This window comes from Enterococcus gilvus ATCC BAA-350 (assembly GCF_000407545.1).
GTDB lineage: Bacteria > Bacillota > Bacilli > Lactobacillales > Enterococcaceae > Enterococcus_A > Enterococcus_A gilvus.
Window position 1 is genome coordinate 2,324,814 of sequence record NZ_ASWH01000001.1, and the last position, 12,300, is coordinate 2,337,113.

20 protein-coding genes are annotated in these 12,300 nt (G+C 36.3%); 5 read left to right on the top strand and 15 right to left on the bottom strand.

Annotation, left to right across the window (positions count from 1 at the left end; genetic code table 11):
- Window positions 1–2 precede the first annotated feature (2 nt).
- The 15 genes from I592_RS11515 to I592_RS11575 form a co-directional block, all read right to left on the bottom strand.
- Window positions 3–506: a hypothetical protein gene (locus tag I592_RS11515; protein ID WP_010780037.1), complete on the bottom strand. Its 504-nt coding sequence runs from the start codon at window positions 504–506 to the stop codon at window positions 3–5.
- Window positions 507–541: 35 nt separating this feature from the next.
- Window positions 542–1,459 carry an AAA family ATPase gene (locus I592_RS11520; RefSeq protein WP_010780036.1) on the bottom strand — a complete coding sequence of 306 codons (918 nt, stop codon included), beginning with the start codon at window positions 1,457–1,459 and terminating at the stop codon, window positions 542–544.
- 13 nt (window positions 1,460–1,472) lie between these two features.
- On the bottom strand, window positions 1,473–1,691 hold the full coding sequence (locus tag I592_RS11525; RefSeq protein ID WP_010780035.1) for a hypothetical protein: 219 nt from the start codon (window positions 1,689–1,691) through the stop codon (window positions 1,473–1,475).
- A 179-nt stretch (window positions 1,692–1,870) separates the two neighbouring features.
- Entirely contained in the window at window positions 1,871–2,683 is an 813-nt protein-coding gene (locus I592_RS11530) for a prohibitin family protein (RefSeq protein ID WP_010780034.1), read from the bottom strand.
- A 61-nt stretch (window positions 2,684–2,744) separates the two neighbouring features.
- A complete protein-coding gene (locus I592_RS21415) occupies window positions 2,745–2,912 on the bottom strand; it encodes a hypothetical protein (protein ID WP_010780033.1) in 168 nt (55 codons plus the stop codon).
- On the bottom strand, window positions 2,909–3,106 hold the full coding sequence (locus I592_RS11535) for a hypothetical protein (protein WP_010780032.1): 198 nt from the start codon (window positions 3,104–3,106) through the stop codon (window positions 2,909–2,911). The genes I592_RS21415 and I592_RS11535 overlap by 4 nt, the downstream gene beginning before the upstream one ends.
- Before the next feature lie 26 nt (window positions 3,107–3,132).
- Complete coding sequence (locus tag I592_RS11540) at window positions 3,133–4,038, bottom strand: lambda-exonuclease family protein (protein WP_010780031.1); 906 nt, start codon at window positions 4,036–4,038, stop codon at window positions 3,133–3,135.
- 1 nt (window position 4,039) lies between these two features.
- A complete protein-coding gene (locus tag I592_RS11545) occupies window positions 4,040–5,239 on the bottom strand; it encodes a helicase-related protein (protein ID WP_010780030.1) in 1,200 nt (399 codons plus the stop codon).
- Between the two features lie 28 nt (window positions 5,240–5,267).
- Entirely contained in the window at window positions 5,268–5,846 is a 579-nt protein-coding gene (locus I592_RS11550) for an NUMOD4 domain-containing protein (protein ID WP_010780029.1), read from the bottom strand.
- Window positions 5,815–6,111, bottom strand: coding sequence for a VRR-NUC domain-containing protein (locus I592_RS11555; protein ID WP_010780028.1), 297 nt, complete (start codon window positions 6,109–6,111; stop codon window positions 5,815–5,817). Before I592_RS11555 ends, I592_RS11550 begins: the two co-directional genes overlap by 32 nt.
- Window positions 6,111–6,284, bottom strand: a complete 174-nt coding sequence (locus I592_RS21420) for a hypothetical protein (protein WP_010780027.1) — start codon at window positions 6,282–6,284, stop codon at window positions 6,111–6,113. The genes I592_RS11555 and I592_RS21420 overlap by 1 nt, the downstream gene beginning before the upstream one ends.
- Before the next feature lie 47 nt (window positions 6,285–6,331).
- Complete coding sequence (locus I592_RS11560) at window positions 6,332–7,186, bottom strand: hypothetical protein (protein ID WP_010780026.1); 855 nt, start codon at window positions 7,184–7,186, stop codon at window positions 6,332–6,334.
- A gap of 5 nt (window positions 7,187–7,191) precedes the next feature.
- A complete protein-coding gene (locus tag I592_RS11565) occupies window positions 7,192–7,374 on the bottom strand; it encodes a hypothetical protein (RefSeq protein ID WP_010780025.1) in 183 nt (60 codons plus the stop codon).
- Between the two features lie 13 nt (window positions 7,375–7,387).
- On the bottom strand, window positions 7,388–7,612 hold the full coding sequence (locus I592_RS11570; protein ID WP_010780024.1) for a helix-turn-helix domain-containing protein: 225 nt from the start codon (window positions 7,610–7,612) through the stop codon (window positions 7,388–7,390).
- A gap of 3 nt (window positions 7,613–7,615) precedes the next feature.
- Window positions 7,616–7,828 carry a hypothetical protein gene (locus I592_RS11575; RefSeq protein WP_244265172.1) on the bottom strand — a complete coding sequence of 71 codons (213 nt, stop codon included), beginning with the start codon at window positions 7,826–7,828 and terminating at the stop codon, window positions 7,616–7,618.
- A gap of 296 nt (window positions 7,829–8,124) precedes the next feature.
- Between I592_RS11575 and I592_RS11580 the strand changes: the two genes are divergently transcribed.
- The 5 genes from I592_RS11580 (at window position 8,125) to I592_RS11600 (ending at window position 12,144) form a co-directional block, all read left to right on the top strand.
- Window positions 8,125–8,505, top strand: coding sequence for a helix-turn-helix domain-containing protein (locus I592_RS11580; protein WP_010780022.1), 381 nt, complete (start codon window positions 8,125–8,127; stop codon window positions 8,503–8,505).
- A gap of 22 nt (window positions 8,506–8,527) precedes the next feature.
- Window positions 8,528–9,163, top strand: a complete 636-nt coding sequence (locus I592_RS20735; protein ID WP_010780021.1) for an ImmA/IrrE family metallo-endopeptidase — start codon at window positions 8,528–8,530, stop codon at window positions 9,161–9,163.
- Window positions 9,164–9,236: 73 nt separating this feature from the next.
- Entirely contained in the window at window positions 9,237–10,217 is a 981-nt protein-coding gene (locus I592_RS11590; protein ID WP_010780020.1) for an exonuclease domain-containing protein, read from the top strand.
- Between the two features lie 11 nt (window positions 10,218–10,228).
- On the top strand, window positions 10,229–10,774 hold the full coding sequence (locus I592_RS11595; protein WP_010780019.1) for a hypothetical protein: 546 nt from the start codon (window positions 10,229–10,231) through the stop codon (window positions 10,772–10,774).
- Window positions 10,775–10,884: 110 nt separating this feature from the next.
- Window positions 10,885–12,144: a tyrosine-type recombinase/integrase gene (locus tag I592_RS11600; protein ID WP_010780018.1), complete on the top strand. Its 1,260-nt coding sequence runs from the start codon at window positions 10,885–10,887 to the stop codon at window positions 12,142–12,144.
- Window positions 12,145–12,300 lie beyond the last annotated feature (156 nt).

Sequence of the window (12,300 nt, forward strand, 5' to 3'; positions counted from 1 at the left end):
TCTTAGTATGGCAATTCGTCGTCTGGAATATCAGCAGTGGCTGCCGGATCATCATACGGGATGAAATCATAATTTTTGTATGGTTTCGATGGGTCCTTTTTGTTCGGTGTTGAAGTGATCGTTAGAACAAATTGACTGCCAATTGCATCTTGAAAAGCAGCTGCAAGTGTCTCTTCATCGTCCCAATCCTCTTCGGTTAACTGGAGACCAACCACACTGGCTAATTTTCCGACTAACTTAATGTTCTTTTGTAGAACAAATGCTGGTACTGCATTTTCATCGAATCCAAGGTTAATCATTTCTTTTCTACCAGATGCTTCGCCAGTAGTTACTTCGTTTGAGAAGGACAATGCTTCCCAGCCGCTTTGAAAAATCTTATGTTCTACCTTTTCAAGCGCTACATCGTATTCACCATCTGGCAATCCGTCAAACCCTCCTGCATTTGGATCGTCTGTCTTCGGGTTAAAACCTGCCAATACTTCATTTGCTAAATCACGTAATCCCATTTGTCATTCCTCTTTCTCTTATGTTTTTTCTTTTCTTAGATTTGTGGTTTGATTCTTTTTCCGGCACTTGTGTTTGTAGCTTCTGTTGGTTTAGATGCCGTTTGATTAATTGGAGCTGCCTCTTTTGTTTTTGGCTTAGTTTGCTTTGACTCAACAGTTTCTTTGCCACTCGAATCACTGGGTGTTTCTTCTGACGCTTGTAAAATATCCTCTTTCTTTTGGATCTCTTTCACAATTTCATCTTGCTGCTTTTTAGTTGTTTTTGGAGACTTACCGAAGACACCAGTCACACTATCCAATAATTTAAGGATTGCCTTATCGTCCACTTGGTCGCGCATGTAGTCCTTGCGACGTGCCTTAGCCACTCGGATATAATTCTTGCCAACTTTCTTACATTGAATAGAAAGGTCACAATTTCCGTTTACGATATTTTGATGTTTTTCTTTTAAAGAAGGAATATCGATTTCCGTTTGACCTTCCATTTTTGTTGAGTTTCTTGAAATGTAAATCACATTCATAGGTAATGATTTCAACTCAATAACTAATGACTGAAAAATATTAGTGAAAGCTGCATAACCTTTTCCGTAAGGAATATCACCTAATGTTTCCACGTCTTCTCGATCACAAATGTATTGTTCGATCATGACCACGATATCATCGATTACATCCAACACCACTGTTTCATAGGTGTGTTTTTCGGTTTGTAAAGCAGTGATCAGCTTATCCAATTGGTCAATAACTGAACGCTTAATCTTGCCGTTCTGATCCTTGACATTTCGCAATTGAACTGATGGAACGGTATTCGCTTCGGCGTTGCCATCAGTATTGAAAACTAATGGATTAGGAAACTGCGAGGCCAAGAACGACTTTCCGCCCATAGTCGGACCCCAAATGAAAAAGTTCCGCGGTGTGTCTTTAGGTGTCTGTGGTTTGTTTGGTGGTAAAATTGACATGTTTCTTTCCCTCCTATGCTAAAAATCCAGCTTCTACAATTTCTTTTGATCTAGCAAATTCTTCTGTTACTTGTGCTTCATAATAATCACCAAAGTCCTTGTGATTTTTAGAAACAATGTTTTGCTTAACAACCGTACCCTCAGATTCATTAATCATCTTGGTAATTTCTTCTTCTGCTTCATCACGGGTATGAGCGTAAAACTTAGTTGTTGTTTGCAATTGTCTAATCATTTTCATTTCTCCTTTTTTATTTAATAGTTAAGTTAGAAAATTAAAACTGTTTCCAGTCATCATCGTCCTTGTCTTCCTTGTCTTCTTCTGAATTATTAGACTTTAAGATGGCGAGAACTATTCCCGCCAAACTTATCAATCCAAGAGCAATGAAAATCTTTATTAAGAAATACGACATACTATTTACCTTGATCAGTTACAACAGTATTGGCCCCATTCACAGTTACCCATCCATGTTTCTCACGAGCTTGTGCTTCTGTGTATCGGATCAATTCATCAGTCACTGAGTCAGCAACTTTTTTATTTGAATCTGCTTCGGCTTCTGCAGCTTTTGTTTTCTTATAAGCTTCGCTGTCCGCTTGTGTTTTAGCAGTCTCAGCATCCAGCTTTGCTTTCTCGTTTTCTTGCCCAGCACGAATGATCGCATCAATGGATTTTTGTGTTTCAGCATCGACATCAGGAACACCCAGAGTCACGTCCTCCACTAAAAATCCTTTTGATTCAACTGATTTAGAAAAGCTTTCTAATACCGCTGCTTCAACTTTTGAAGAGTCGCCAGACAGAACATCAAGCAAACTGTATTTTGCATAAACTTCACGAGCTACTTTTTGAAGTTTAGATTTTAACCATCCTGACTCAATGTCTTCGCTGGTAATATTCCCAAACTCCTTGTACATTTTCGCGGCTTTGGTTGGATCAACTTTATAATCATATTTGATATTGATCGTTGTTTTCTTGCCGTCGCTGGTAGAAACAGAAACATTTTTGGCTTGTATAGTTTGCAGACGAATCGGATATTGAATCACTTTATCAATGCCGACAAATTTCACTCCTTGAGTCAACGCCTCATCCTTAATACCGCCATTCATTGAATAGCGAACACCGACATATCCATTATCGATTTTTTCTAAAAACTTAAATGCTCCAACTACCCCGATTACTAAAATCGCTACTACTGCAACTGCTGCTTTAATTCCTGTACTTTGTTTCATAATTGAATTCTCCTCTTATTTTTAATTTATTTTTTCACTGTTATAGGCGTGGTTAGCGGAACTAACTACTAACCTTTTTTGTAAACTTCTCAATAATCCAGTAGATATATCGAAAGATTTCACCTATGACTCCTGTATAAGTGAATCTTAATTGACCATCTTTATCGGTCACGTTGATACTTGGACCGAAAATCATAATCGCTAGTAGGAACGTTATTAAATCTTTCATTCGCCGTCCTCCTGCAAAGCATAGCCTGCGATAGCATCAAAATTAAATACTGCATGACGTTTGACTTGCGATTTAATGCCAAAATAATCAAACTCAATCGTGATATCATGTACATTGTCATACTTGAAATTCTCGACTTTCTCAAAATAAGCCGTTCTTCCATTTTCAAAATAGACTGCTAATGTTTTATTCATAAAATTTCCTCCTTGATACCCGTCTATCACTTACCTTTCGCTTTGATACGGATGGATCCTTTTACTTTCGATTCCTTCAAATATTTCTTATAAATATCTGGTTCTTCTACCTTCAAAGTTTTAGAATCAACTGTTTTCTTAGTTGTTGGAAGAACACGAGTGATTACCAAATCACCAGTATCAATTTTTTTAATATCATTCTCTTCCATCTTCTGATAAAGCTGTTCGCGGAATTCTTTTTGCTGCTCTTTCAATAGTGCAGCTTTTTCTTGAAACTCGATCATCTGGAGTTCGAACCGTTCAACACGGGCGACCAATTTATCAACGTCGTTTCCAATTGAATAGTATTCATTTTCAGTCATATCTGGTTTCTCTTTCAGATATTCCACACGGATCCAAAACGTTTCTATGGCGTCAAGAATTTTTTCAATTGCTGTTTCATCACGTTCGATCTCTTTTACTTGCAAATTCGCAACATCAAATTCTAGGTCAAAATCTTTTGGACGTTTATACATTGCAAGCCATCCGTAGTTACATCCGGTCTGATAGAAATAAAGCTGCATCTGTGCCTCATAAACCTTCTCTGTTGGATTTGCTCCATGCGTTTTTATTTCCAGTACAATCTTATTTTCGACATCGTAACCATCAACGTTGGATCGAATGAAATCATCTGGATCAAGAAATGTCGCTGGTGTGAATTTCAAACTATTCATTGTATTGATATATTCCCGAATCACTGGCTCCATACGGTTCCCAAACTGAATATACGGATTACTGATTTGTTCCGACCTAACGATCCCGGCCTTTTCTCTGGCCAGTTCATATTGAGTTTTGTATTTAGATAGTCCTAAAATGACTGGCACATCAGATCCACCCACATATTGATCTCGATTTTCAGTAACGTTTGGGTCTTGTTTTTGTAGTCCGAACATTTTATTGACCACCCTCCATTCGTGTATTCATATAAAGTTCTTCCGAAAAATCTTGCTTGTTTTCCAATGCTTCATAAACAGCTTCTTCAATCGTTTGCTTAGTAATGAAGCGATAAACTGTTACTTTCTTTTCTTGACCATTCCGATAGGCACGACCCAACGCCTGACTATAATCTTGATAAGAATAAGTCGGCGTGTAGAAAATCACTGTATTTGCGTACTGCAACTCAATTCCTGCACTACCAGCCATGTATTGGACGAAGGTCACACTATTATCCAAATCTTTCCAAGTCTCTTTCTGCGGCAAATTAGAGTGCTTTCCGCTCACTTCAAAAATTTTCTTATTCTTAAGTTTCGCTTTTAAAGCATCCACTTCTTTTTGATAGTAGTAGAAAATAACCACATTATTCTTTGTACCTTCGCAAATCATTTCAGTATAATCCAACTTGTCTTTTTGATTCGTGTGATAGCGCAACCCATGAGCCAACTTAGATGGTGTGTCGAAGTCTTCATCATCAAGCACGCGATGTCTCGAAACTGTTGCATAGTCTTTACTTTTCTTAAAGTGAATATCCTCGATTACCAGCGGCGGTAAATCTAGTGCTTCGTCCTTCGATATAGACACTGTGAAAGAATTGTATTTGTCATGTAACTGATCCTCATTGATCCATCCCTCAATTTTAGGAATACGTCGATTGCCCAAATAAATCGTTCCCCATTTGGCATATCGATCGTTCATTTCCTTTTTAGATTTGAAGTAACCAAACATGATGAAGTAGTTGTACGTGTCTTCCCAGCCATTACTTGCTGGCGTTGCAGTCAACAGGACAAAATGACTGGATACCTTCGAAAGTTTCAATGCGGCCTTACCGCGTTGACTAGTTGGATTTTTAACATAATGGGCTTCATCAAAGATCGTGAACCATCCTTTGTAAAGCTTGTACATGTTGGCCAACTTGCCATAACTCATTTCGGTAAACGAGATTTCAATTTTGTAGAAATCACAGACCGCTTGAATATCTCTACGCCATCCGCCTTCTTTAATCTTCTGTGGCGGAGCTACAATCAAAATCGGTTCGCCGTTCCCATATTTTAAATAGTGATGAATGGCCATGATCGTTTTTCCGGTTCCAGTATCAGCTGCATACATAAAACTTGGGTCTGCATAATCTACTAACTTCTTTTGAAAGTCATATAACATTTCTCTGTTTGAGCATTGCGGAAACATGTTAAACAACTAGAACACCACATTTCTTAGCAAAATCAGTCCATGTCTCAAAATTCACGATTTTTTCTATACATCGTCTACTAACTTCAAATTTCTTAGCGATTTCAACTGGCCTTATTTGTTTTTGGAAATATAAAAAATATATCTTTTCAACATCCCGTTCTCTTAATTTTGACCTTGAACTACTTTGCCCCTTCGCTGCGTTTGCCAACCCTTTGTTGTAGGCATGTTTTGTATTCTCTCTAATCGAGCACCACTCCAAATTGGCCAATTTGTTATTAGTTTTATCACCATCAATGTGATTTACAGCAGCTAGATTATTTTCATTATCTAAAAAGGCTGACGCAACTAATCGATGGACTGTCTGAACTTTCATCTTTCCTTCTTTCTTCAAATTCACTCTTAAATATCCATCTCGATGAGTTCGTTGCTTTAAAATTATTTCTTGCTTACCATGTTGATTTTTAGTTGCTCGTTTCAAAGATTTTACTTTTCCAAAATTACTAACCTGATAGATACCTTCAAAACCATGAATGTCTTTCCATGCCTCATGAGAAGATATTTTGCCGTTCGAGTTCATTTTTTACCTCCTCAACACTTCTCGCTACAAGTGCAATTCCGCCTGCAGCTTCAATTTTTCTTAGCTTTGACTTTTGTAATTCACTTACTACGCCACCACTTGCCTTTTTCACCTCAATTCCAATGAACCGACCATTAACACATGCCAATATGTCCGGAGTGCCCGAAGGCTGGTACATGGACCCATGAACTTTCAAATAGTAGGCACCTAGCGAATCAAGGTACTTTTTAATTCTGTTTTCAACTTTCTTTTCTGGTCCAGACATCAGCCCAATACTTTCTGATTAGGTGTGCTGCCTTCACCCACTTTGATTAACTCAACATAATTTCGAGTAACAAACTCGCCTTCTGATGTGTTGTAATAGGTCTTTTCGCCTACAGTTTTAACTGACCAAATAGCTATATTATTTTTAAAGAAATACTCCTGAATGGGATTCATTGTTTTTCCTCACTTTCGTGTTATACTTTCGAATAGATAAACGTTTTTTATTTGCTTACTTCGGCGGCTACCGAGGTAGGCTTTTTTTGTGAATGTGTATAAATAATCTGACTTGCTTTTTTTCTCTTAAATCGAGCAAAAGTTATATCTTTGAATTCTCGATGTGCTTTTATAGCTGCAACACTTACTTTTCCCGGTATTGGTTTTACTGTGATCTTATCCTGCTTACGAAGCTCAACGATCTTTAAATGAATAGCTTGGTAATTTCTTCTACCTTGTAGCAAATGGATTAACTTTTGATAATTATTTACAAATCCATATTTATCAAAAGTCACATTTTCAAGAATTGCTTCTATTTCCCAGCCTTCCCAATAATAGACAGATTCTATTTTTCCATCTTTTTTTAAGTAATCAGTTCGGCTCTTAATTGATTTACTAGTTCGCCCCAACAGATGACCTATTTCTTCATTTGAAAAATCACGCTTTTTCAGATTAATAATTTTGTTGTCTTCTGCTTCTGAATACCATCTTCCGTGTAAATCGAATTGACAAGATCGATCTGTTTTAGGGAGGATTCCGGCTTTCCTCCACTCGGTGAATTTGAGTTCAAGACATGATTCGCTTAAACTCGTTTTTCGAATTAACTCTTTAACGTTTAGAATCTGGTTGGTTTCAGCAAACAAAGCATTCTCTTTTATCCATTCTAAGAATTCTTCATCTGTCTTTATTGGCGGTAAGTCCCCATCATTTCGCATTCGTTGGACCTTTGAACGTACGCCCATGATCTTGCGATTCAGTTTTTCTGATAATTCAGGATAATTTTTGACATCACCAAACCAGTTGACCTGCATATTGTTCACTAAGAATTCCGTTTCTTCAGCAGTCCAGTTTCTGCCTCCCAAATTGATCACCTCCCACTAGTTCTGCTTCTCAAATCAAACTCAAATTCCTCAGTTAAAAGTAAATTTCCTCCCACACCAGCAATGAGTAAGATTTTGATCCATACTGGAATGAAACCAGTAATTGCAGCGCCCACACCGATCATGGCCATAAGCAGAGTTAATCGTCTTATCCAATAGATTTTTTTCATGCTGTTGCCTCCTTTACTCTTTAGCTACAAGCTTGTAGAGTGCAATACTTGAAAAACGCCATCCGTCGCCAATTTTTTGACCAGGAACAACGCCTGCTCTTGCTTGTGCTTTGAGATGAGAAACTGAAATTTTTAAAAATTCAGCAGCCTGTTCAGTTTCCCAAACTTCATTTTTTAATTCGTTTTCGGCTAATAGAATTTTGAGATCATCTAGGTTTACTAGTGCTAGATTTGTCATGAATTACTCCTCCTCAATAAAAACAATCCCAAGGTATTCAGCAATTTTCTGGCGGTACTCTTTAGCTTTTTCACCGTTTTGAATTCCTTTAACAACCTGTTTTACATATGTGTCTGACGTATTAATTACTTTTGCTAAATCTTTCCAGTTTTTCTTTTGTCGATGCATCTGAACCAATACAATTTCTTCGAAATCTTTGATTAACAAACTTCTCACTTCCTTTCGTTTATATAATTAGCTAGTTATTGAGCTTTTTTTAGAACTAAATGTTGACATTTTTAAACTTTATTGTAGAATAAAAGCATAGCTAAATAAGACTACATAAGCCTTTAAATTAACATTTCTAAGTTTGCCGACCGCGAAATAGTTTAATTTTCATAGGTTCTCTTTAGTTTTGTTTCAAGCTCAACAACTAGCTTACGAACAAAGTATATTAAACTATATTGTAGATGTCAACTATTTTTCTACGATAAAGTCTATATTTTGTTTCGAAGTGAGAAAGGAATGCCTACATGACAACATTCGACAGGGTAAAAAAACTTGCTGACAAACAAAAAATATCAATTGTAGAACTTGAAGAAAAATTGGAATTTGGCAGAAATTCATTATATTCATGGAAAACCAAAACCCCGAATGGTGATAGATTGAAAAAAGTAGCAGATTATTTTGGAGTTTCAACTGATTATTTGTTAGGAAGAACAGATGATCCTGAACCAATAGCTAAACTTGATAAAGGTCCGGGCTCTGATCTTATTGGTTATTTCAGACTCAACACTGCTGAATTTGATCCTGATGAAACGGAAGAAATAGAAGATTCTTTGAAGGATTACACTGACTTCTTAGTTCAAAAAGCAAGAGAACGAAAGGCAAGAGAAAATAAAAAGAAAAAATAATTTCCGAGGTTGGTAACTGTATATGGATTTTTATAATGAAGATGCCTTTCGAGATGCAACTTTTGTTGCTAACTCAATTGCGCAACAAACAGCTGAATTTTATGAAATTGATGTTAAGGATGTAAAAAACTTTCACATAAAAGAATTTGTCGAAGAGGATAAACTTGCCATTTACGCTGAACATTATTTTAAACCACCTTTAGACAAATTAATGCTGGGATCAACCCAAAAGGTTGAGGGAATAATTGTGTTAGCGGTAAACGCTTTGTCGATGGTTGAACGGAAATTTTTCTCAGAAATGCACGAAACTATACATGCATATTGTGATCCGATCAAGGAAAACGATGGAAGGGCCTTTTCCGATCTTCTTTTAGAAGAGGGCTATCTCCCGGAAGACCAATATATTGAAAAAAGGGCAAATTTTGGTGCTGGTATTTTAATGGCCAATGATGAAGCTTTGATTTTTGGAATTAACAAGTTTAGAAACTTCTTGCGTACTGCAAATTTCTTTTTTATGAGTAAAGGAGCTTTCAAAAATCGACTTCGTGCATTTTTAGTTTTTGAAAGAGACTGTACTCCTCAATATGCTTTCCAGCTTGTTCATAAATACGAGATGGGCTGTGGAATGGACTTTTATAAAGTTATCAATACGAAGTGAAAAATGTATAGTGATACGGACCTATTCCCCCGTTATTTAGAGGATATATTACATCAAAAATGGAGTTGATAGCGTGGCTACTTATGAAGAAATATCTTATAAAATATTGAAAGATAAATATGTAGAGTCTTGGTTAAAAGAAACAAATTATTCTGACCAGGAAGCATATGAATTTATTCATTATATCGTTGCTAGGTTTTCTGGCATAAAAAGGAATCCAAATTCATTTTATGTCAAATCTCAGTTACCAAAAGAGTATGTTAGTTTTGATATTGAAACCACAGGTCTAAGTAAAAATGATGAAATAATTCAAATTGCTGCTATTCATATGAAAAACGGTAGTATGTTATCCGAGTTCTCTCAGTATGTAAAACCAAAAACTGCTGAGCTATCTGTTCAAATATCTTATATCACTGGAATAACCAATGAAAATATAAAAGATGCTCCGTACTTTGAAAAGGTACAAAATGACTTTAATTCCTTTATTGGCAATCTTCCTCTAATTGGCCATAATGCAACATCATTCGATTTGCCATTTCTAAAAAGACAGGGATTCAATGTTGATTCACAGTTCGCGATTGATACAGTATATCTCGCTCAATCTTGTAAAGAACTCAACATTGATAATTGCAAACTAGAAACATTGAAGAATCACTACGCTATCGATGAACTTTCTCACAATGCGCTTTCAGATGCAAAAACAACTGCTAAGGTATACGAGTACTTAAGAAAAGGTGATTATGCGCCAAGAAGTAAGCCGAAAACTGCATATCCAAAAATTCTGAAAAATAAGCGCTTCTGCTATACAGGTAACTTTAAAAATTTTAGTCGTCAATCTTTACAAGAATCGATAGAAAATTATGGCGGCATAGTAACTAAGTCTGTTAGTAAAAAGACAGATTTCCTCGTGACAGGTCAGCAAATTGCTAAAAACTTAAAAGATGGCGTTCACAGTAGCAGTGAGATTAAATGTATGGAACTGATGAAAAGTGGTTTCTCTATCGAAATGATTACTGAAGATCAGTTTATCGCCATGATAAATGAAAAAAATTAAGGAGAAGTCACATGAAAAAGATTACTTCAAAAAATGGATTTACATTTCTATTCGAAGAAATTCCGCACGAAAGGAGAAACAAATTAGGGATCGCTAATGGAGAGTCTGTATTATTATCCGTCTATGAAAATGATATCTTTATGTTTTCCAACGACATCAATCTTATAAAATATGAAAACATTGTTAAAACCGAAAATCCAACTAATCTAGAAATTGAATTCTTCAATATGGTGAAGCAAGAAAAGGAAATTAAATATAGAAAAAGTTTAGTTGATCAATATGAGATTACTAAGTATGTTCACTTTTTACCTAGAGTGTCTTTTAAACAGGAAACTATCTCAAAAGATAAATTAGAGATTACAGGAACTATCCGTTATCTTGAAAGCATTTATGAGAAAGAGGTGCCTATAGTTTCTATAGATGGTTTAGTCCTAACTATTGATAGTAATTCACAATTTAAATTTGACTTGAGCCCTATACCAAATAAAGGAGACAAAATAAAGTTCACATTTGATTTACCTAAACAACTTATTACTCGCTCATATGAAATAAAATAAAAAAAACACGATCCCACCCCGGACAAGAGTTTGATCGTGCTGATAACAAAACCTATGCAATAGGTTCTTTCGTGTGCCTATTGTATCAAAGAAAGAGAGTTGATTCAATCGTGGCCAGAAAGAAAAGTATGGAACTAAAAGGATATATCTCAAAGATTGGAAAAGGACTTTACAGGTTACGGGCTTCATTTGGATATAAGTCTAACGGACAGCCAAAATGGATTGGTAGTGAAAACGTAGAAGCCAGAAATGAACGCGAAGCCTATCGCCTTTTAGAGGATTGGTTGGAACAATTTGAAGGCCTAACATCAGAGACGTTAGATTTCGCAGATATAACCTTTGAGGATTTTTATTACAAGGTATGGTTGAAAGAAGGCGCTGAAGGGTTATCGCTTGAGCCAAAAACTTTTCACAACTACAAGCAAACAATTGAATTAAGATTTCTAACCCCACTTGGTTTACTCAAACTAGTTGATATAAAACCGTTTCAAATAAAGCAGATAATCACTAAGTCAGTGCGTCTAAAACCAGATGGCACACCCAATCCAGATGGCAAGCCTTTAACTCGTGCAACAAAGCAACGTATGTTGTTTGCGATTAACAATTTATTTCTTTTAGCTAAAAACGAATATACAATCATCAAAAACAATCCTTGCGATATGATCACTTTGCCGAAAGCGAAAGGGGAAAAGAAAAATGTGGAAGCCCCTTATTCTGAAGAAGAAATTGAAAAATTTTTAAAAGCTGCTTTCGGAGAAGAGTTACATCTAAAAACATTGCTTCTCACAGCTTTTGTCACTGGTGCGCGTGAAGGCGAATTAGCAGGTTTAGAAGAAAAAGATATTGACTTTGAAGACTTAACAATACGATTTCATCAACGCGTATCCGAGATAGATGGCAAATCTGTGGTATTGCGCCCTGGACTCAAAAACGACGATGAAGAAAAGATCGTTACGATTCCTCAATTCTTAGCTGACTTATTGAAGGAGCTTATTGCACGAAATAAAAAGTCTCGCTGGAAATTAGGCGTTAAAAAGCCCAAACACTATTTTATCTTTGATAATGTTTTAGACGGAACAACACTTCCGAGACCTAGTTATATGTATAAGAAATTTAAACGTTTCACCAAACGCCACAGTTTGCGCCATATTCGATTCCATGACATTCGGCATACATCAGCCACCTATTGGCTTAACGACCCAGAGATGACCACTACTGAGGTTCAGCACCGTCTAGGACATCGTAGTCAATCAACGACAACCAATATCTATGGGCATGTCCTGAAAAAGAAAAAAGACCGTGCAACTGAAATGATGGAAGGTTTGAAAGATCAAATTGAATCGAAGGAATCCTTACCCAAAATAAATTAAAATAACAAAAACCGTTTTCCGTTTTATACAAATTCTGGGTAAGGTTTTGGGTAATTATGTACGATTAACGGTGTTTTTATGCGATTATAATTTTACAAAAACCGCCGTACAACGCCGCGGAACGCCGTTAAAACAACATAAAAATCAGGCTCTTAA

What these genes read in the sequence shown, in the direction of transcription:
- I592_RS11515 (WP_010780037.1), bottom strand. Translation starts at nt 506, where the DNA reads ATGGGATTACGTGATTTAGCAAATGAAGTATTGGCAGGTTTTAACCCG.
- I592_RS11520 (WP_010780036.1), bottom strand. Translation starts at nt 1,459, where the DNA reads ATGTCAATTTTACCACCAAACAAACCACAGACACCTAAAGACACACCG.
- I592_RS11525 (WP_010780035.1), bottom strand. Translation starts at nt 1,691, where the DNA reads ATGATTAGACAATTGCAAACAACAACTAAGTTTTACGCTCATACCCGT.
- I592_RS11530 (WP_010780034.1), bottom strand. Translation starts at nt 2,683, where the DNA reads ATGAAACAAAGTACAGGAATTAAAGCAGCAGTTGCAGTAGTAGCGATT.
- I592_RS21415 (WP_010780033.1), bottom strand. Translation starts at nt 2,912, where the DNA reads ATGAAAGATTTAATAACGTTCCTACTAGCGATTATGATTTTCGGTCCA.
- I592_RS11535 (WP_010780032.1), bottom strand. Translation starts at nt 3,106, where the DNA reads ATGAATAAAACATTAGCAGTCTATTTTGAAAATGGAAGAACGGCTTAT.
- I592_RS11540 (WP_010780031.1), bottom strand. Translation starts at nt 4,038, where the DNA reads ATGTTCGGACTACAAAAACAAGACCCAAACGTTACTGAAAATCGAGAT.
- I592_RS11545 (WP_010780030.1), bottom strand. Translation starts at nt 5,239, where the DNA reads ATGTTATATGACTTTCAAAAGAAGTTAGTAGATTATGCAGACCCAAGT.
- I592_RS11550 (WP_010780029.1), bottom strand. Translation starts at nt 5,846, where the DNA reads ATGAACTCGAACGGCAAAATATCTTCTCATGAGGCATGGAAAGACATT.
- I592_RS11555 (WP_010780028.1), bottom strand. Translation starts at nt 6,111, where the DNA reads ATGTCTGGACCAGAAAAGAAAGTTGAAAACAGAATTAAAAAGTACCTT.
- I592_RS21420 (WP_010780027.1), bottom strand. Translation starts at nt 6,284, where the DNA reads ATGAATCCCATTCAGGAGTATTTCTTTAAAAATAATATAGCTATTTGG.
- I592_RS11565 (WP_010780025.1), bottom strand. Translation starts at nt 7,374, where the DNA reads ATGAAAAAAATCTATTGGATAAGACGATTAACTCTGCTTATGGCCATG.
- I592_RS11570 (WP_010780024.1), bottom strand. Translation starts at nt 7,612, where the DNA reads ATGACAAATCTAGCACTAGTAAACCTAGATGATCTCAAAATTCTATTA.
- I592_RS11580 (WP_010780022.1), top strand. Translation starts at nt 8,125, where the DNA reads ATGACAACATTCGACAGGGTAAAAAAACTTGCTGACAAACAAAAAATA.
- I592_RS20735 (WP_010780021.1), top strand. Translation starts at nt 8,528, where the DNA reads ATGGATTTTTATAATGAAGATGCCTTTCGAGATGCAACTTTTGTTGCT.
- I592_RS11595 (WP_010780019.1), top strand. Translation starts at nt 10,229, where the DNA reads ATGAAAAAGATTACTTCAAAAAATGGATTTACATTTCTATTCGAAGAA.